18 protein-coding genes are annotated in these 18602 nt (G+C 70.5%); 10 read left to right on the top strand and 8 right to left on the bottom strand.

Annotation, left to right across the window (positions count from 1 at the left end; all coding sequences use genetic code 11):
- Positions 1–26: 26 nt before the first annotated feature.
- Complete coding sequence (locus ACFXC1_RS35435; RefSeq protein WP_381250783.1) at positions 27–887, bottom strand: MaoC/PaaZ C-terminal domain-containing protein; 861 nt, start codon at positions 885–887, stop codon at positions 27–29.
- Between the two features lie 257 nt (positions 888–1144).
- Between ACFXC1_RS35435 and ACFXC1_RS35430 the strand changes: the two genes are divergently transcribed.
- From ACFXC1_RS35430 to ACFXC1_RS35420, 3 genes are read left to right on the top strand one after another with little or no spacing between them, the layout of a single operon-like run.
- Positions 1145–2056, top strand: a complete 912-nt coding sequence (locus ACFXC1_RS35430; RefSeq protein ID WP_381250781.1) for an ABC transporter ATP-binding protein — start codon at positions 1145–1147, stop codon at positions 2054–2056.
- Entirely contained in the window at positions 2056–2772 is a 717-nt protein-coding gene (locus tag ACFXC1_RS35425) for an ABC transporter permease (RefSeq protein ID WP_381250779.1), read from the top strand. Before ACFXC1_RS35430 ends, ACFXC1_RS35425 begins: the two co-directional genes overlap by 1 nt.
- 17 nt (positions 2773–2789) lie before the next feature.
- Complete coding sequence (locus ACFXC1_RS35420) at positions 2790–4061, top strand: sensor histidine kinase (protein ID WP_381250777.1); 1272 nt, start codon at positions 2790–2792, stop codon at positions 4059–4061.
- Here ACFXC1_RS35420 and ACFXC1_RS35415 read toward each other — a convergent pair.
- On the bottom strand, positions 4039–5601 hold the full coding sequence (locus ACFXC1_RS35415; RefSeq protein WP_381250775.1) for an alpha-L-arabinofuranosidase B: 1563 nt from the start codon (positions 5599–5601) through the stop codon (positions 4039–4041). The two genes, ACFXC1_RS35420 and ACFXC1_RS35415, sit on opposite strands and share 23 nt — an antisense overlap.
- A 297-nt stretch (positions 5602–5898) precedes the next feature.
- Here ACFXC1_RS35415 and ACFXC1_RS35410 point away from each other — a divergent pair, with 297 nt between their 5' ends.
- Positions 5899–6531, top strand: a complete 633-nt coding sequence (locus tag ACFXC1_RS35410) for a response regulator (RefSeq protein WP_381251017.1) — start codon at positions 5899–5901, stop codon at positions 6529–6531.
- 6 nt (positions 6532–6537) lie between these two features.
- Here ACFXC1_RS35410 and ACFXC1_RS35405 read toward each other — a convergent pair whose 3' ends face one another.
- The 5 genes from ACFXC1_RS35405 to ACFXC1_RS35385 form a co-directional block, all read right to left on the bottom strand.
- Positions 6538–7293, bottom strand: a complete 756-nt coding sequence (locus tag ACFXC1_RS35405; RefSeq protein WP_381250773.1) for a class I SAM-dependent methyltransferase — start codon at positions 7291–7293, stop codon at positions 6538–6540.
- A 225-nt stretch (positions 7294–7518) separates the two neighbouring features.
- Positions 7519–8358: a hypothetical protein gene (locus ACFXC1_RS35400; RefSeq protein WP_381250771.1), complete on the bottom strand. Its 840-nt coding sequence runs from the start codon at positions 8356–8358 to the stop codon at positions 7519–7521.
- Positions 8358–8906 (bottom strand): SigE family RNA polymerase sigma factor, encoded by a 549-nt coding sequence (locus ACFXC1_RS35395; RefSeq protein WP_381250769.1) that lies wholly within the window; start codon positions 8904–8906, stop codon positions 8358–8360. Before ACFXC1_RS35395 ends, ACFXC1_RS35400 begins: the two co-directional genes overlap by 1 nt.
- A gap of 51 nt (positions 8907–8957) precedes the next feature.
- Positions 8958–10517: an MFS transporter gene (locus ACFXC1_RS35390; RefSeq protein WP_381250767.1), complete on the bottom strand. Its 1560-nt coding sequence runs from the start codon at positions 10515–10517 to the stop codon at positions 8958–8960.
- Between the two features lie 73 nt (positions 10518–10590).
- On the bottom strand, positions 10591–11781 hold the full coding sequence (locus tag ACFXC1_RS35385; RefSeq protein WP_381250765.1) for a lipid-transfer protein: 1191 nt from the start codon (positions 11779–11781) through the stop codon (positions 10591–10593).
- Between the two features lie 184 nt (positions 11782–11965).
- On the opposite strand from ACFXC1_RS35385, the gene ACFXC1_RS35380 reads away from it, so the two are divergent.
- The 5 genes from ACFXC1_RS35380 (at position 11966) to ACFXC1_RS35360 (ending at position 17431) form a co-directional block, all read left to right on the top strand.
- Positions 11966–13699: an MFS transporter gene (locus tag ACFXC1_RS35380; RefSeq protein ID WP_381250763.1), complete on the top strand. Its 1734-nt coding sequence runs from the start codon at positions 11966–11968 to the stop codon at positions 13697–13699.
- 111 nt (positions 13700–13810) lie between these two features.
- Positions 13811–14461 carry a class I SAM-dependent methyltransferase gene (locus tag ACFXC1_RS35375; protein ID WP_381250761.1) on the top strand — a complete coding sequence of 217 codons (651 nt, stop codon included), beginning with the start codon at positions 13811–13813 and terminating at the stop codon, positions 14459–14461.
- Between the two features lie 76 nt (positions 14462–14537).
- Complete coding sequence (locus ACFXC1_RS35370) at positions 14538–15440, top strand: N-acetylmuramoyl-L-alanine amidase (protein WP_381250759.1); 903 nt, start codon at positions 14538–14540, stop codon at positions 15438–15440.
- Between the two features lie 86 nt (positions 15441–15526).
- Positions 15527–16309 carry a hypothetical protein gene (locus ACFXC1_RS35365; protein WP_381250758.1) on the top strand — a complete coding sequence of 261 codons (783 nt, stop codon included), beginning with the start codon at positions 15527–15529 and terminating at the stop codon, positions 16307–16309.
- Positions 16310–16426: 117 nt separating this feature from the next.
- Positions 16427–17431 (top strand): LLM class F420-dependent oxidoreductase, encoded by a 1005-nt coding sequence (locus tag ACFXC1_RS35360; protein WP_381250756.1) that lies wholly within the window; start codon positions 16427–16429, stop codon positions 17429–17431.
- On the opposite strand, the gene ACFXC1_RS35355 is transcribed toward ACFXC1_RS35360, so the two are convergent.
- On the bottom strand, positions 17428–18000 hold the full coding sequence (locus ACFXC1_RS35355; RefSeq protein WP_381250754.1) for a hypothetical protein: 573 nt from the start codon (positions 17998–18000) through the stop codon (positions 17428–17430). The genes ACFXC1_RS35360 and ACFXC1_RS35355 overlap by 4 nt on opposite strands.
- Positions 18001–18142: 142 nt before the next feature.
- Between ACFXC1_RS35355 and ACFXC1_RS35350 the strand changes: the two genes are divergently transcribed.
- The gene (locus tag ACFXC1_RS35350) at positions 18143–18436 is read left to right on the top strand and encodes a hypothetical protein (protein ID WP_381250752.1); all 294 of its coding nucleotides are present in this window, start codon (positions 18143–18145) and stop codon (positions 18434–18436) included.
- Positions 18437–18602: the final 166 nt, after the last annotated feature.

Below are 18602 nucleotides of genomic sequence, written 5' to 3'. Positions count from 1 at the left end.
GCGGCTCCCCTCAAGTCCGGCCTGGTTCAGGAGTGTTCGACGATCGTGTCGGCGAGTACGGGCGCGTCGTCCCGCTCTGCGGCGCTCACCGCGACCCGCACCTCGGTGTCGCCCTGGCGCCACATACGGATGCGCAGCGTCTCGCCGGGGAAGACGACTCCGGCGAACCGGGTGTCGTAGCCCCGCACCCGGGTCACATCGCCGTCGAGCAGGGTGTCGACGACGGCCTTGAGCGTCATGCCGTAGGTGCAGAGCCCGTGCAGGATGGGGCGGTCGAATCCGGCGAGCTTGGCGAACTCGGGGTCGGCGTGCAGCGGGTTCCAGTCGCCGGAAAGGCGGTAGAGGAGGGCCTGGTCCTCGCGGATGGGACGCTCGACCACCTTGTCGGGGGCGCCTGTTGGTGGTTCGAGGCGGGTGGAGGGGCCGCGGTCGCCGCCCCAGCCGCCCTCTCCCCGTACGAAGATCTGCGCGTCGTTGGTCCACAACGGGCCGTCGGCGTCGGCGACTTCGGTGCGCATGACGAGGACGGCCGCCTTGCCCTTGTCGTAGACGGCGGCGATGCGTCCGGTGCCGGTCGCGGTGCCCTGGACCGGGATGGGCCGGTGCAGGCGCAGGGACTGGCCGCCGTGCAGGACGCGGGCGAGGTCGACCTCGATGCCGGGCATGGAAAGGCCGCTGATCACGCCGGGCGAGCCGTTGCCCGCGACGGTGGCGAAGCTGGGCAGGACGTGCAGCCGGGACTCCAGGGTGTAGCGCAGCTCGTCGGGGTCGGTCGCCGGGGTGCCCGCGCCGAGGCCGAGGTGGTAGAGCTGGACGTCCTTGGTGGTCCAGGAGATCTCGCCGGTCCGGGGTTCGGCCGCGAGGGCCAGGGCTGCGTCGATGGGCATGGGGCTCCTGATCGCCGGTGGTCGAAGACCTCGGTGCGGCCGTCCGCACCGTCGGCCGCACCGAGGTCGTCACGGGCCGACCTAGAACGCGTTCCAGTCCGGCGACCCTTGTATAGCCCAGCACCCGGCAGTTGTGAAGGCTCCTGACACTGTGTCAGGTCCGGGTGCCGCGGCTGAGGACCGGTGACATTTGTCCTGCCCGAGTCCGTACAACCGCATCTGCCGCGCGAGGGGTGCGGCTTCGTAGCGTCGTACCCATGACACAGACAGGTGGGACAGAGCGCGCGGTGTCCTTCGCGGGGGCGGTCAAGACCTTCGGCGCGGTGCTGGCCGTCGACGGAGTCGACCTGGAGATCGGGCGCGGGGAGACGGTCGCGCTGCTCGGCCGCAACGGCGCGGGCAAGTCGACGGCGATCTCGCTGCTGCTCGGGCTGAACGCGCCCGACGCCGGAACGGTCGAACTGTTCGGTGCGGCACCGGAGTCGGCCGTACGCGGCGGCCTGGTCGGAGCCATGCTCCAGGAGTCGCGGGCGGTGCCCCGGGTCACCGTCGGCGAGCTGGTCGCGTTCGTCGCCCGGCGCTATCCGGCGCCGATGCCCGTAGCGCGGGCGCTGGAGCTGGCCGGGATCGGCGAGCTGGCCGGGCGGCGGGTGGACCGGTTGTCGGGCGGGCAGACGCAGCGGGTGCGGTTCGCCGTAGCACTGGCCGGGAACCCGTCGCTGATCGTCCTGGACGAGCCGACCGCCGCGCTGGACGTGGAGGCGCGGCACGCGTTCTGGCAGTCGATGCGGGCGTACGCGCGGCGCGGCCACACCGTCCTCTTCTCCACCCACTACCTGGAGGAGGCCGACGCGCACGCCGACCGCATCGTCGTCATCGACCGCGGCCGGATCGTCGCCGACGGCACCGGCGAACAGCTCAAGCGGGCGGCCGGCGGCAGCCTCGTCTCCATCGACCTGGCGGGCCGCTCCACCGAGGGCCTCGACCGGCTGCCCGGCGTACGGACCCTCGAAGTGCGCGGCGACCGCGCCCTGTTGCGCACCGACGACTCGGACGCGACCGTGCGCGCACTGGCTGACCTGGACGCGATCCGCGGCCTGGAGGTCAGCCCGGCGTCCCTCGACGACGCGTTCCTCGCCCTGACGGCACACGAGTTGGAGACGGTGTGATGCTCGACTACCTGCGCCTCGAAGTCCGCCGGACCCTGCGTGACATCGGCTTCGTGATCGGCGGGATCGCGATGCCGGTGATGATGTACCTGCTGTTCACGAACCTCGGCGGTGACGACAGCGGCTACAAGGCCACCGCCATGGTCGGCATGGCCGCCTACGGTGCGGTCGGCTCCGCGCTCAACACCGGGGGCGGGGTCGCCGAGGACCGGGCGATCGGCTGGCTGCGGCAGTTGCGGGTGACGCCGATGACCCCGCGCCAGGTCGTCCTGGGCCGGGCGCTGACCGGTTCGGTGACCGTGCTGCCGGCGATCGTCGCGGTGCTCGCGGCGGGCGGCCTGGTCAACGGCGTACGGCTGGCCGCCTGGCAGTGGGCACTGATCGCGCTGCTGCTGTGGCTTGGCTCGGTCCCCTTCACCCTGCTCGGCCTCGGCAACGGCTACGGCCTCACCTCGCAGACCACCGGCGTCGCCAACATGGCCTGCAACCTGGGGCTCGCGGTGATCGGCGGCCTGTGGTTCCCGATCAGCCTGTTCCCCGGCTGGCTGCGCGCGATCTCCCACTACACCCCCACGAATCGCTTCGCCGAACTCGGCACCTCCGTCGCCGACGGGCACGCCCCGGCACTCGGCGGGATCGTAGTGCTGACAGCCTGGCTGCTCGCGTTCGGTTCGTACGCTGTGCTGGCGTACCGCCGGACCGGGCGGACCGTGTGACCGGGGGAGCGGGAGAGATGTCCTGGATGCGAGGGATCAGGTGCCAGGTACGCGCCTGGCGGGCGGCACGGGCCCGATGGCGGGCCGACATGGCGGAGTTCAAGGTCGCGCAGAAGGAGGCGCGCCGCAGGGGCGAGTGGCCCGAGAACCCGGGCCCGCCGCCGAACGGTTTCTCCCTGCTGCCGTGGCTGCTGATGGGCCTGGGCTCCTTCTCCAACCTCCTCCAGGGCAAGGCCGACAACCCCTGGATCGGCGGCCTGGGCCTGCTGACCTTCAACTCCCTCTACATCTATGTGGTGTTCCGCTCCTTCGTGAAGGAGAAGCGCGAGGCGCTCTCGACCCGGGTGGCGCTCGTCGTGATGGGCCTGGTGACCTGCGCCCTCGCCCTCGGCTACGGCGGCAGCTGGCTGTACTTCTTCCCACTGCTCGGCCTCGCCACGGGAGCCGTCGTGCGCGGCCCGCGCCTCGGCCAGGTCGGCCTCGCGCTCACCGCGCTCGCCGCCGCGGTCTCCGTGTTCCGGGCGGGCTGGGACGCGATCAACGTCGCCTACGGCACGTTCCTGTCGACGATGGTGACCGCCGCGATCCTCTCCCTCTCCGAGGCCGTACGCGAACTGCGCGCCGCCCGCGAGGAGTTGGCCCGCCGTGCGGTGGCCGAGGAACGCATGCGCTTCTCCCGCGACCTGCACGACCTGCTCGGCCACACCCTCTCGGTGATCGTGGTGAAGTCGGAGGCGGCCCGGCGCCTCGCACGCCGTGACATGGAGGCCGCGCTCGGCCAGATCACCGACATCGAGGCCGTGGGCCGGCAGGCGCTCACCGAGATCCGTGAGGCCGTCACCGGCTACCGCGAGGGCAGCCTCGCCACCGAACTGGACCGCGCCCGCTCCGCGTTGTCCGCCGCCGACATCGACCCGGTGGTCCGCCAGTCGGGCCCGCCGCTGACCCCGGGGACCGAGGCCCTGCTCGGCTGGGTGGTCCGCGAGTCGGTGACCAACGTCGTACGGCACAGCGGCGCGACCCGCTGCGAGATCACCCTCGACGGCGTACTGAACCGCGCCCGCCTGACCGTCGCGGACGACGGCACCGGCAACTCCACTGCGTCCGGTGCCGCCGAGGGCGTCGGCGGCACCGGCCTGAAGGGGCTGACCGAGCGCCTCGCGGCGGCGGGCGGCTCCCTGCGGGCCGGCCCGTCGCCGCGCGGCGGTTTCACGGTGACCGCCGAACTCCCGGTGGAGCAGGAGGACTTGACGTCCTCGGTCGTGGCTACGGCGCCCAGGGAGCCGTGACCACCCAACTCACGTCGTCCGTCCACGAGGTGGCGCTGTCGAAGGCGTTCGAGCCGCCGTTGCTCGCTATGTAGACGTTGTAGTTGTAGTGCCGGAGATATCTGGTCGGGTAGTTGTACGACGCGAACGAGGTGCCCGTGCCGCTCTTGCCGGTCGAGGCGCAGAACGTGGCGTCCTGTCTGAACTGGGCGGTACCGACCATGGGTTGGCGGTAGAGCTGGTAGTTGTAGTGCCGCAGGAAGTCGCCGGGGTAGTTACGCGACTCGAAGGAGTAGCAGGAGCTGTCGGCGAGACCCTTGCGGACGATCCAGGTGGCGTCGCCCTTGTCGAGCGTCGAACTGCTCGACGTGATGGCGGAGATGACCGCCGCGTTGTTCTGGTGGCGGATGTAGTCGGCCGTGCAGCACGAGGTGGTCGCCCGCAGCGAGATCTCCGACCCTGCCGCCAGCGTGCCGGTGGTGCCGGTCGAGCCGCCGTAGCCGACGGACACGATGTTGGCCTGTACGGAGTTGTCGGCGGCGTCCGTCGGGATGCCGGCCGTCATGACGCCCTCGAAGAACGAGCCGATGGAGCCGTTGCTGTTGTCGCCGCCGGTGCCCAGGACGATCGCGCCCTCCTGGTGCATGGGCGAGTAACCGCTCGTGGTGGGCTCACCCCCGGAATAGGTGGTCGTGAGACTCCCCGACTGCGCGTTTCCGTATTTCAGCGCGAAATGGTCCTGACCGTTGTTCTTGAGCAAAGCGGTGACGAACGGTATCGCCCCGGTGCCGGTGTTCGCCGTGTTCTTGCTGTACCCGGAGTCCGACTGGAACAGTCCGTTCTCCAGGTCGGCCTGTACCCAGGGGCCACTGCCGTAGCAGGGCGCGAACCAGCACTCGGTGCCGAAGTTGATCGCGTCCATGTGGCCGTTGCCGGTGTCCTGGTTGTTGGTCTCGGCGTTGCCGTAGTCGAAGCAGCAGCTGCCGTTGACGTGGGTGCCCGAGGTCACCATGTACATCCCCTCGGCCGCGCCGTTCGTGGCCACGCCCGAGGTGGAGTTGTCGCGGTAGCCCATCCCGGCCGAGATCTCCAGGCCGTAGACCTGGTGCCCGCCGACGGTCACCGGCAGGGCGTCCGCGGGCGCCCCGACCTCGGCCACGCCGGCCCCGCCCGCGCCCTCGACCGTGAGGTCGTTGTGGCGCGCGGACTGGTCGTAGATCTTGGTGATGATGCACGTCGTACCGGAACAGAACGAGTCCTGGGCCGCCGCGTTGGCGTATCCCCCGGCCGCCAGCAGCCCGATGTTCGCGGTGGCGCTGTCGGAGGCGCGCTGCACTTGGTACAGCGAGCCGTTGTACGACGAGTAGAGCGCCCGGACGAGGCTGTGCGCGGCGACGCACGGTGTCCCGGCGGTGGCGTAGATGTCGCACGGGAGCGAGGTGGCGGCCGACGCCTGCGGAACACCGACGGCCAGTGCGAGGACGGTCACGAGGGCCGACAGTGCGGCCAGGGTCGCGTTTCTCAGCCGGTGCGGCCGAGTGCGGAGGAGTCTCAAGAACACGGTGCACCTCTTTTTCTGTTCCTGGTAGGGCGGTGCGGGTGGCCGACATCCGGAGGGGCGGGCGGGCGATGGTCGATATACCGAACGTCGTTCGATCGAAATGCCGAACCATTCGCGATCGAAATGTCGAACTGTCGAAAGTTTTCCGAAAACGGCTCTGCTCGGGGAATTCCAGGATGTCGGCGGAATGCCGAGGCGATTGTTTGCCCGCAGCCGAAGGCCGTCAAGACTCGCGGACGCGAACAATGAAGAGTTTTTGATAACCGCCCCGGGCCTTACCCTTGCCCCGTGGATGAGATGCCCCGGGACCACCGGCCCGCCAAGTCCGTCAGAGTGCTGCTCGCCGAGGACCAGGGCATGATGCGCGGCGCCCTCGCCCTGCTGCTCGGCATGGAGGCGGACCTGGAGGTCGTCGCCCAGGTCGGGAGGGGGGACGCGATCGTGGACGCCGCCCTGACCCACCGCCCCGATGTCGCCCTCCTGGACATCGAACTCCCCGGCATGAGCGGCCTCGAAGCCGCCGCCGAACTCCGCGAACAGGCCCCCGACTGCCGGGTGCTGATCCTCACCACCTTCGGCCGCCCCGGCTATCTCCGCCGGGCGATGGAGGCGGGCGCGGCCGGCTTCCTGGTGAAGGACGGCCCGGTGGAGGACCTGGCCGCCGCGATCCGCCGCGTCCTCACCGGCGAGACGGTCATCGACCCGGCCCTTGCCGCCGCCGCGCTGAGCGCCGGCCCGAACCCGCTGACCGCCCGCGAATGCGACGTCCTCAAGGCCTCGGTGGACGGCGCGACAGTCTCCGACATCGCCACGAAGCTCCACCTCTCCGAGTCCACCGTCCGCAACTACCTCTCGTCGGCGATCGGCAAGACGGCCACCCGCAACCGCATGGAAGCGATGCGAGAGGCCCGCCAACAGGGCTGGTTGTAGCGCGGCCTACGCTTTCGGGGCTCGGCGGAACAGCGCCGTCCAGAGGAAGTCCTCGCCGAAGCAGGGGGATTCGGCCGGTTCGTCACGCATCCGACGCAGCTCGACCACCTCCAGCTCCCCGAAGATCCACCGCAACTCGTCGGCCGTGTAGGCCAGTCCGCCCTGCAGACCGGAGCCGCGGTAGAGCTCGGCGTCGGGCAGCTCCGAGCCCATCCCGCCCGCCGCGAAACAGGTCAGCGCGAAGTGACCGCAGGGGGCGAGGACTTGGTCCAGCAGGGCGAGGTAGCTGATGCGCCGGTGCGGGGGCAGGTGGTGGAAGCAGCCGGAGTCGTATACGAGGTCGTAGGGGCCGGGGAGCTCCGCGCCGGCCAGGGCGAACGCGTCCCCGCAGTGGAACCGGACCCGGACTCCCGAGTCACGGGCCCTCTCTTCCGCCCACGCGACAGCTGTCGGCGACAGATCAACCCCGTCCACCTCGTAGCCCCGCGCGGCCAGTTGAAGAGCGTTGCGCCCCGGACCGCACCCCAGGTCCAGCGCACGGCCACCCCCAGGCAGCAGCCCCCGGTCGAGATACCCGGCCAGACTCTCGTCCGGCTTCGCCACGAAGAACGGCACCGCCCTGTCCCGGTCGGCATAGAAGCCGTCCCACCAGGAGGCGCCCCGGGAACTCCAGCGATCGGCCTCCGGCGCGAACAGCCCGTCCAGCAGCCGAAGCACGTCGTCGACCGTGCGGATGTCACGCCCGTGCCGGGTCTGGTCCATCCGGTCCCCCTCTCCGAGGCGTCGATCGTAGGAGCGGACAGGCAGGAGGCCCAGGTCGGCGCCTCTCGGGGACCCCTGTGCGGATTCCGTCAACAACCCTGTGCGGGGCTGGAGTTGTCACCGGAAGCACGCCACCCCGGGGGCGGGGCGCAATCGTGCCGGGACCCCGCCCAAGGGCCGCCGGCAGGGCAGTCCCGGCTGCGCCGGCCGTACTTTTCGGCGTTGCTAGTCCGCCGTCGTCACCTCCGCCGACTCATAGCTCGTCCCCGTCGGAGCCACGCACACGAACCAGTTGGCCCCCGGATAGCCGTCCACCGAGCGGATCACCGGGTCCTCGGTGTAGATGTCGTAGTTCGCATTGATCTTGCCGGCCACCGTCGAGGTGCCGTCCTTCCAGTGGCAGGTCACATGCTGCGCGGTCTTGGCGATCTCGCCGATCACCAGGCGCTCGGAGCTTTCGCCGCTCGTGCCCAGGCGGGTCGCGGCCAATTCCATGTCCGTGCCCACCAGGGTCTCCTGCTTCGCCTGCGTGTTGAACATGACCTGCTGGGGGCGGGCGTCGCCGTAGGCCCGGGTCACGAAGAAGGAGGTCTTGCCGATCAAGGCGGTGGCCTTGTGTCCGTCCGGGGGTTCGAGGCCCAGCTCGGTCATGGCGGCCAGCTGCTTGTCCGCCTCGGCCTTGTCGCGCGGTGCCCCCCACACCTCGATGGCGGCCCGCCACGGCTTGTCGCGGTAGGTGCCCATGGCCAGCGCCGTCCGCTGCGGCGCGTACACATGCCGCTCCTCCGGCGTCGACGGCAGCGTCGGCTTCTGGGTCACCGCGGGCGTCACCTCCACGCCGTCCCCGTCGCGCAGTGAGGCCAGGGCGAGGGTGCCCGTCGCGCCCGTGATCACCAGGGCCGCGGCCGTGGCGAGTGCCCAGCGGCGGGCCCGGCGGCGACGGCCGCCGCGAATGACCGCCTGGTAGGGGGCTATGCCGATCTCGACCTCGTCCGCCGCGTCGGCCAGCAGGAGGGCGATGTCCCTGTCCGTCATGGTGTGGTTCGTCTCCCGGTCCTCGCTCATCACTTCCGCCCTCCGTACGTCACCGTCTCGGCGAGTCCTGGTATGGCGCGGAGTTTCGCGATCCCCTTGGCCGCGTTGCTCTTCACCGTGCCGACGGAACAGCCCATCGCCTGTGCCGTCTGTGTCTCGGTCAGGTCCTCCCAGTACCGCAGCACCACCGCCTCCCGCTGCCTCGCGGGCAGTTGGGCCAGCGCCTTCAGCAGGGTGTTGCGGTCCTCGGCCTGGGCGATGCGGTCACCGGTGTCGGCGATCTCGCGCACGAGTCCCGAGTCGTCCTTCGGGGCGAGGAACTCCTTGAGCCGTCTGCGGTGTTTGCGCGCGTGGGCGTTGATCATCACGCGCCGTACATACGCCTCCGGATCGTCCGCCGAGCCGACCTTGCGCCAGGCCACGAAGACCTGCTCCAACGTCGACTGGACCAGGTCCTCCGCCGCGTGCTGCTCCCCCGTGAGAAGAAATGCCGTCCGCATCAACCGCGGCCAGCGGCCGATGACGAAGCTCTGGAACTCGTCATCCCGAGCCCCCCGAGCCTCCTTGCGATCCCCCATGGGCACCTCCTAGATGTGTAAAGGAGTCCATGAGCCGCCCGGACCGTTGCCTCACTTCTCGAAGCTCGTGGAATTCGGGGAAGCCGTGGAATTCGGGGAAGTCGGGGAAGCCGTGGAAGTCGGGCCCTCCGCGTTTGTGGAGGCCGTCCCCTCGGCGACCTTCGCAGCCGCTGTCGGCACCGCCCCCTTCCCCCACGGCAGCCACACCAGCATCAGCACCACCCCGCCGAGCAGCACCCCCGCCCCCGTACGGAACGCCAGCGCGTATCCCTCCGTCAGGGCCTCCGGCGTACTCCCGCCAGTGCTCGCCGTCCGCGCCGCCGCGATCGTCGACATCACGGCGAGGCCCAGCGAACCCCCCATCGTGCGCGAGGTGTTGATCAGCCCGGAGACCAGACCGGCCTCGCCCGGCGCGGCTCCCGACGTGGCGAGCGCGGCGAGCGGGGTGGCGGTCAGGCCCGCCCCCAGCATCATCAGGATTCCGGGGAGCATGATCTCGGTCAGGTAGTCGCCCCGCGCGGTCATCAGGGACTGCCAGCCGAAGCCCACCGCCGCGACGACCGTCCCGAGGACGGCGACGTTGCGCGCGCCGAGGACCGGCATGAAGCGGGGCGCCGACTTTGAGCCGACGAGGACGGCGAGGGAGCTCGGCACCAGGGCGAGCCCGGCCTCCAGCGGGCTGTACCCGAGGACGTTCTGCGCGTACAGCGTCATGAAGAACCACATGCAGAACATCGCGGAGCCGCACAGGAACATCGCCGCGTTGGCCGACGACACCGCCCGCGACCGGAACAGCCCGAGCGGCATCAGCGGAGCCGCCGTACGGGCCTCGACGACCAGGAAGAGCGCGACCAGCGCGAGTCCGGCGGCCAGCGGGAGCAGGGTCGCGGCGGCCGTCCATCCCTCGGCCTCGGTCTGCGAGATGCCGTAGGCCAGCCCCCCGAGGCCCGCCGTGACCAGGACGGCACCGGGCAGGTCGAGCCGCCGCCCGTCCCCGGCCCGGCTCTCCGGGAGCCAGCGCAGTGAACTGAGCAGGACCACCGCGCCGACGGGCACGTTGATCAGCAGCACCCATCGCCACGACAGCGTGTCCACGAGCACTCCCCCGACGAGTCCGCCGGCCGCCCCGCCGCCCGCGCCGACCGCGGTCCAGGTGGCGATGGCCCGCGCGCGGGCCGCGCCCTCCGGCACCGCCGAGGTGACGATCGTCAGCGTCGAGGGCGCCAGCACGGCGGCACCGAGTCCCTGCGCGGCCCGCGCGAGGAGCAGTTGCCAGCCGTCCTGGGCGAGTCCGCCGGCCAGCGAGGCCAGGGTGAACAGCGCGAGCCCGACGAGGAACATCCGCTTGCGGCCGTAGAGGTCACCGGCGCGCCCGCCGAGCAGCATGAACCCCGCGAAGGCGATGGCGTACGCGTTGACCACCCACTGGAGCCCGGACGCGCTCATGCCCAGGTCGGTCCGCATCGACGGCAGCGCCACGTTGACGACGGACACGTCGAGCACGACGAGGAACTGTCCGGCACACGCGAGCGCCACCACCAGCCAGGCGGGCGGCGGCGCGCCCGTGCTGAACAGGCGGGATATTCGGGAGGCACCATCGGCTCGGGACATGGTCGTCATACTCTCAACCGGCCCGCACCCCCGGCATCGGCATTTCGCCTCAGCCGTACCACCGCCGTAGGTCCTAAGCCGCCCGCAGCAACGTCACCACCGCCGCCCCGCCCAGCCCGATGTTGTGCGCGAGCCCCACCTCGGCGCCCGGTACCTGCCGCTCCCCCGCCGTCCCTCTCAACTGCCACACCAGCTCGGCGACTTGGGCGATCCCGGTGGCGCCGAGCGGATGCCCCTTGGAGATGAGCCCGCCGGACGGGTTGACCACCCAGCGTCCGCCGTACGTCGTCGCCCCGGACTCGACGAGCTTCCCGGACTCCCCCGGTTCGCACATGCCGAGCGCCTCGTACGTCAGCAGTTCGTTGATCGAGAAGCAGTCGTGGAGTTCTACGACGTCCACGTCCTCGATGCCGAGTCCGGACCGTTCGTAGACCTGGCGGGCGGCGGCCCGGGACATGGGCTGTCCGACGACCTCGATGCAGGAGCCGGAGGCGAAGGAGTCCTCGGTGTCGGTGGTCATCGCCTGGGCGACGATCTCGACGGGCCGACCCGCAAACTGCCCTGACCGCGCGAAGCGTTCGGAGACCACGACCGCCGCCGCGGCGCCGTCCGAGGTCGGTGAGCACTGGAGTTTCGTCAGCGGGTGGTGGACGACCCGGGCCGCGAGGATGTCGTCGACGTCGTAGACGTCCTGGAACTGGGCGTTCGGGTTGTGCGCGGAGTGCCGGTGGTTCTTGGCGGCCACGGCGGCGAGCTGGGCCTCGGTCGTGCCGTACTTCTCCATGTGTTCGCGGGCCGCGTCGCCGAAGATCTGCGCGGTGGGCGGGGTCATCTCGAAGCCGTGCCGGGCGGCCATGATCCCGTAGTGGCGGGCGACAGGAGAGGTCGCGAAGTCGCCCCCGTCGGCTCCGCCCCCCAGCGCACCCCTCTTCATCTTCTCGAAGCCCACCGCCAGCACGCAGTCGGCGGCCCCGCCCTCGACGAGCTGGCGGGCGAGCATGAGGGCGGTCGAGCCGGTGGCGCAGTTGTTGTTGACGTTGTAGACGGGGATGCCGGTGAGACCGAGTTCATAGGCGGCGCGCTGGCCGGCGGTCGAGGGCTGGAAGCAGTAGCCGATCGGAACCTGTTCTACGTCGCCGTAGGAGATCCCGGCGTCCGCGAGGGCGGCGCTCCCGGCCTCCCGCACCATGTCCCAGTACTGCCACTCCCGGCTCTCCGGCTTCTCGAACTTCGTCATCCCGACGCCAGCGACATAGGCCTTCATGGCGGGCGAGATTAGAACACGTTCCAGTAAATGACCAGAGGTGATGGAGGGTCAGATATTCATGGGACGGTCAAGGATTCGTTAGTACGCCGAAGCATCGGAATAGTTGCCCATGCATACGAGGTTTACCGTGCACTTATCCCGCACGGATCACTTCACACTTACGGCCTGGAGGCCTCACTCCATGACGCACACGTCGACCGACCAGCCCGCACGGAGGCCGTCCGGCGCCATCGTGCCGGTGCTCGCCTTCGCGGGCATCGTTGTCGCGGTGATGCAGACCCTGCTCGTCCCGGTCATCAAGGACCTGCCGCAGCTGCTGAGCACCGAGCCCAGCAACGCCACCTGGGTCCTGACCTCGACGCTCCTCTCCGGAGCCGTCGCCACGCCGATCATGGGCCGCCTCGGCGACCTCTTCGGCAAGCGGCGGATGCTGATCACCAGCCTGGCCATCATGGTGGTGGGCGCCCTCGTCAGCGCCCTCACCAGCGATCTCCTCACGATGATCGCGGGCCGTACGCTCCAGGGCTTCGCGATGGGTGCGATACCGCTGGGCATCGGCCTGATGCGCGACATGCTGCCCCGCGAGAAGCTCGGCTCGGCCATGGCCCTGATGAGCTCCTCGATCGGCGTCGGCGGCGGCCTCGCGCTGCCGCTCGCGGCCCTGGTCGCGCAGCACGCCGACTGGCACGCCCTCTTCTACGGCGCCGCCGGCCTCGGTGTCCTCGCCATCGTCCTCACCCTTCTCGTCGTACCGGAGTCCCCGATGCGCGCGGAGGGCACCTTCGACGTGCTCGGCGCGATCGGCCTCTCCGCCGGCCTGGTCCTCTTCCTTCTCCCCATCACCAAGGGCAGCGACTGGGGCTGGACATCCGGCACCACGCTCGGCCTGTTCGCCGCGGCGGCCGTCGTCCTGCTCCTGTGGGGCGTGATGGAGCTGCGCGTGAAGGCCCCGCTGGTGGACCTGCGCACCACGGCCCGCCCGGCGGTCCTCTTCACCAACCTCGCCTCGATCATGGTCGGCGTCTCCTTCTACGTCGTCTCCCTCGTCCTGCCCCAGCTCCTCCAGCTGCCGAAGGCCACGGGCTACGGCCTCGGCCAGTCGATGGTCACCGCCGGTCTGCTGGTCGCGCCGCTGGGCCTGACGATGATGTTCACGGCCCCCGTCTACGCCCGTCTCTCCGCGAAGTACGGCCCCAAGGTCACCCTGATCCTCGGCATGCTGATCATCGGCATCGGCTACGGCGCCGGCCTCGGCCTCATGAGCGCGGCCTGGCAGAGCCTCGTCATCGCGGTCGTCCTGGGCGCGGGCATCGGCCTCGCGTACTCGTCGCTGCCCGCGCTGATCGTGGGTGCGGTGCCGGCGTCGGAGACCGGTGCGGCGAACGGGCTCAACACCCTGATGCGGTCCATCGGTACGTCCGTGTCGAGCGCCGTGATCGGGATGGTGCTGGCGAACACCGCGAACCATGTGGGCGGGGTCGCGATCCCGACCATGCACGGTTTCCGGGTGTCCTTCATGATCGCGACGGGTGCGGTCGCCGTCGGCCTGCTGATGGCCCTGTTCCTCCCCAAGCCGAACCGTGCGCCGCAGCTGAACTTCAGCAGCGAGGAGGAGGCCAACCTGGAGCGCGCCGAGGAGATCCTGCGGGGCTTCCGGGGGCGGGTGCTCGGCGCCGACGGTTCGCCTGTCGCGCGGGCCAAGGTCACGTTGATCGACCGGCGGGGGCGGCAGGCGGGGGCGACGCTCTCCGACGAGGACGGCAGCTACGCCCTCGCGGTCCCGTCCCAGGGCGCGTACGTCCTGGCGGCACGTGCCACCGGGCATGGTCCGCTGGCCTCGTCTGCGACGCACGGCGGTGACGAGGTTGCGGTTGACCTTGATCTGTCGTTGCCCGGTGAGACTGTCAGCGCGTAATCGGTTTCGTCGTCTTGCGCGGGTGCGTGGGGGCTGGTCGCGCAGTTCCCCGCGCCCCTAAAAGACGTAGCCTGGCGGCGCTCACAAGTCGCCGGTACCGAAGGAACCGCCATGCCCCTGGCACCCAAGCCTCAAATCCTCGCCGCATTCGAGAGCGCCAAGGGGTTCATGCCGGTCGGCGAAGGACTGGCCCTGTACTCCGCCGCCGTAGAAGCCGGAAGCCTCGGGCTGCCGTTGCTGGAAGTCGGGACGTACTGCGGGCGCTCCACCATCCTGCTCGCCGATGCCGCTCGCGCTGCCGGTGTCGTCGCGCTCACGGTGGACCATCACCGGGGCAGCGAGGAGCAGCAGCCGGGGTGGGAGTACCACGACCCGGAGACGGTCGATCCGGAGATCGGGCTGATGGACACGCTGCCCACGTTCCGCAGGACCCTGCACCGGGCGGGGCTCGAGGAGCATGTGGTGGCCCTGGTCGGGCGGTCGCCGCAGGTGGCGCGGGTCTGGGGTGCTCCCCTCGGCCTCGTCTTCATCGACGGCGGGCACACCGACGAGCACGCGAACGCCGACTACGAGGGCTGGGCGCCCCATGTCGCCGAGGGCGGGCTGCTCGTCATCCACGACGTGTTCCCGGACCCGGAGGACGAGTTCACCGGGCAGGCCCCGTACCGCGTGTACCAACGGGCCCTGGAATCGGGCGCGTTCACGGAGGTGTCGGTGACGGACTCGTTGCGGGTGCTACGGCGCACAGGCGCCGGGATCTGAAGATCGGCCGCGACTCCTGGCGGCGCTTGCCGCCGCTTCGGCGGGACCGTACCGCCGGGCCGCTAGGGTGGCTCACGTGTCGTACGTAGGTCCGGACTTCAATCCTCCGCAGCCCCGTCGTTTCCGTCGAGGGCCCCTGACCGTGGCGCTGGCCGCGCTGGTGCCGGGGGCGCTGATCGGGTGGTTCGTGTACGAGGCGGTGGGCGGCCCGGGGGACTCGGGCAAGGCGGCGACCAGCGCGCCCGGTGCGTCCGCTTCGCCCTCTGTCAGCGCCTCGAACGACGACAAGCCGCCGAACTCCAGGCCCCTCACGGGCAAGGTCGTCGTCATCGACCCGGGGCACAACGTCACCAACTTCCAGCACACCGCCGAGATCAACCGCAAGGTGGACATCGGCACGAACTGGAAGGAGTGCGACACCACGGGGACGTCCACCAACTCGGGTTACGCGGAAGCCCAGTTCACGATGGACGTGTCCCACCGGCTGCGGAAGATCCTGGAGCGGCAGGGCGCCACGGTGAAGCTGACGCACGACGGCTCCTCCCCGGCCTGGGGGCCGTGTGTCGACCAGCGGGCGAAGATCGGCAACGCCGCGCACGCGGACGCCGCGATCTCCATCCACGCGGACGGCGCACCGGCCGGCGACCGCGGCTTCCATGTGATCCTGCCGGCCTCCGTGCACGCGGGTGGCGCCGACACCCGCGCGATCGTCGCCCCCTCCGCCGTTCTCGGCCGCGACATCGAGAGCGGCTACCGTCGCGCGACGGGCGAACAGCCCTCCAACTACGTCGGTGACGGCACCGGTCTCGTCACGCGTAAGGACCTGGGCGGTCTCAATCTGTCAACGGTTCCCAAGGTGTTCCTCGAGTGCGGCAATATGCGCGATAGCAAGGATGCCGCACTGCTGACGAACGGCGCCTGGAGACAGGCGGCGGCGCAGGGGATCTCTGAGGGAATCGTGAGTTTCCTGCGCGGGTAACGATCAGTGGGCTGATCCGGGCGGACACCCTGGCAAGGTGGACGATAGGGTCAACTGACGACGAGACGACCTACGAAGGACCTGAAGTGAATATCCGCTCCCTCACACGAGGCGACGGTGTGGTGATCGGGGCAGCGGTATTGCTCTTCATCGCTTCGTTCCTCAAGTTCTACACGGCCACCGGGTACAACCTGGACATCACCGCGTGGACGAGCCTCGGTAACGGCCTCGGCACTTACATGGGTGGCGTCATCGGTGCCGCTCTCATCGTCGTCAACCGCAGCCTGCCCCAGCCGCGCAAGATCCTGGGCCTGGACCTCGGGACAGTCGGCGTGGCGTTCACGGTCCTCACCGCGTGGGCCCTGTTCTGGACGCTGGTGGACGTCGGGGACAACGTCAGCGCGGGCGCGGGCCTCATCCTCGGCTTCATCGCCGCCCTCGTCCTGGCCGGCGCCGCCGTCGCGACCCCCCTCGTCCCGGCCCTCCAGGCCGCCCTCGTCCCCGCGCCCAAGCCGGTCGCCCCGCAGCCCTACGGCGCCCAGCCGCCCGGTGGTTACGGCTACCCGGGTGCCGGTGCGCCGCAGCCGTCGTACGGCACTCCGCCGCAGCAGGCAGGGACCGCGCAGCCGTTCGGGCAGCCCCAGCCGCAGCCGACGCCGCCTCCGGCCGGGGACTTCTCGCCGTTCTGGTTCGCCGTGCCGGTCGCCCGGCCGCTGTTCGCGGAGGACGGTTCGCCGTCGCCGATCGCCGAACTCGCGCCGGGCACCTGGTACTTGGCCGTCGAGCAGCGCGGTCCGGCGCTGATCGCGCAGACGCAGGACGGCCGTCGTGGCGTACTGCAGGACACCTCGGGGATCCAGCGCGGCTGAGCCCCGCACCGTCTCCCACGGCCCCTCGCCCTTCCGGGTGGGGGGCCGTTGTCGTACAGTCGCAGCCGTCCCGTCGACTGGCTGACGATCCGTCAGATTGCTGACTGTGGAGGCGACATGCGGCTCGGTCTCACACTCGGGTACTGGGGGCGCGGGCCCTCCGCCGGCCATGTGCCGCTGGCCCAGGAGGCGGAGCGGCTCGGGTACGACTCGGTGTGGACGGCCGAGTCGTGGGGTTCCGACGCCTTCACCCCGCTGACCTGGATCGCCGCGCAGACGTCAACGATCAAGCTGGGAACGGCCGTTGCCCAGATGGCGGCCCGCTCACCGACCACCACCGCGATGCACGCGCTCACCCTCGACCATCTCTCGGGCGGACGGATGATGCTCGGGCTCGGGCTGTCGGGGCCGCAGGTGGTGGAGGGCTGGTACGGGCGGCCGTTCCCCAGGTCGCCGCTGACCGCGACCCGGGAGTACGTCGAGGTCGTACGGCAGGTGCTGCGGCGGGAGGCGCCGGTCGAGGTGGCGGGGTTGTTCCACGCGCATCCGTACCGGGGCGCGGACGGCACCGGGCTCGGCAAGGCGCTCAAGTCCATCACCCACCCCCTCCGCCCCGACCTGCCGGTCCTGCTGGGCGCGGAGGGGCCGAAGAACGTGGCACAGACGGCCGAAATCGCCGACGGCTGGCTGCCGTTGTACTGGTCGCCGAGCCGCCCAGAGGTCTACGGGACCACCGGCTTCCGTGACGGCTTCCTGGTCGCGCCCATGGCACAGGTGAAGGTCTGCGACGACGTCGCCGAAGGCCTGCTCCCCGTGAAGATGATGCTCGGCTTCTACATCGGCGGGATGGGGCACGCGGCCCGCAACTTCCACGCGGACCTGATGGCGCGCATGGGGTACGAGGAAGAGGCCCGCCGGATACAGGAGTTGTTCCTCGGCGGGCGCCGGGAGGAGGCCGTCCTCGCCGTGCCGGACGCGTTCGCCGACGAGATCTCCCTCGTCGGCCCGCGTGAACGGATCGCGGAACGGCTGGAGTTGTGGCGCAAGGGCCCGGTCACGGACCTGCTGGCCCTTGCGCCCGACCCGCACACGCTGCGGGTGCTGGCCGAACTGAACTCCTAGGAACCGCCCGCCAGTTGGCCTGCCGACGGCACCTGGTCGGTCACCTCCGCGCCCGCGCTCTTCGCGGCGTCCTTGACCTTGTTGATGATGTCGTTGAAGGAACTCGCCGTCGCGTCGGTCGAGTCGCCCTTGCGGAGCTTGGACGGCAGGTCCTTGAGGGAGTCGATGCCGGCGGTCAGCGGGGCGAGTGCCCTGGAGAGCGTGGGGTCGCCCTGGGCGTTCTTCTTGGCCGCCTTGAGCCGGTTGTACGCGAACGCGCCCGCCAGGCCCGCCTTGACGAGGGCGAACCTGCGCCCGCTCGCACCCTTCTTGAACTTGCCGGCCTTCCAGGGCTTCACGATCCACTGGTAGGTGGCACCGGCGGCGAGGCCCGCGTTCGCGACGAAGCGGGTCTTCGCCAGCTTCTGGCGCTCGGCGGTCGTGCTGGGGCTCGGGGTGGAGGCGGCGGCCACGACGGCCGCGGTGTTCTGTGTGGCGTCGTCGGTCGCGCTGCCGCAGGCGGTGGCACCGGCGAGCAGGGCGCAGCACAGGGTGAGCGCCACGAAGAGGCGCCGTATCGGTACGGGCACGGAATCCTCCGGGGGTTTCCCCGAGTGGGTGTCCTTACCCCGGCAGCCTCACCCGGCCCGGGCGGTTGCGCCACCCGGGGGACGCCGTTCGGGTTTCACCGATGCCTGGTTTCATCGCGGGCGGAGCGGCAACCCGGTTGGCATGTCCCCCTACTACCGACGCGGTTCGAATTCCGCCGGCAATGTCATCGTGATCATCGCCGACATCATGGCCCTCATCCTGGGCCTCTGGATTCTGATGTACCTGCTGGACGCCAACCGCGCGAACGACCTCGTGCAGTTCGTCCACCGCACGGCGAACTGGCTGGCCGGCTGGTCCCGTGACCTGTTCACTTTCGACGAGGCGTGGGCGCGGGTCGTGTGCGGGTATGGCCTCGCCGCGATCGTGTACCTGTTTATCGGGCACGCGATCGCCAACCGGGTGAACCGTTCCTGACCGTTTGGCGGGTGCGGGCCGGTGGGGGCTGAGCGCGCCCACGCGGCGGAGCCGCTAATCGATACAGCCCCGCGCCCCGAGGCGGCGGCCCGGTTTGGGGCGGGGGGCGCCGCCGGCTCGCCCCCCCCCCCCCCCCCCCCGCAAACACCCCGACCCACCCCAAACC

Source organism: Streptomyces hokutonensis (assembly GCF_042751305.1).
Taxonomy (GTDB): domain Bacteria; phylum Actinomycetota; class Actinomycetes; order Streptomycetales; family Streptomycetaceae; genus Streptomyces; species Streptomyces hokutonensis_A.
This window is presented reverse-complemented; position numbering and strand designations above follow the sequence as displayed.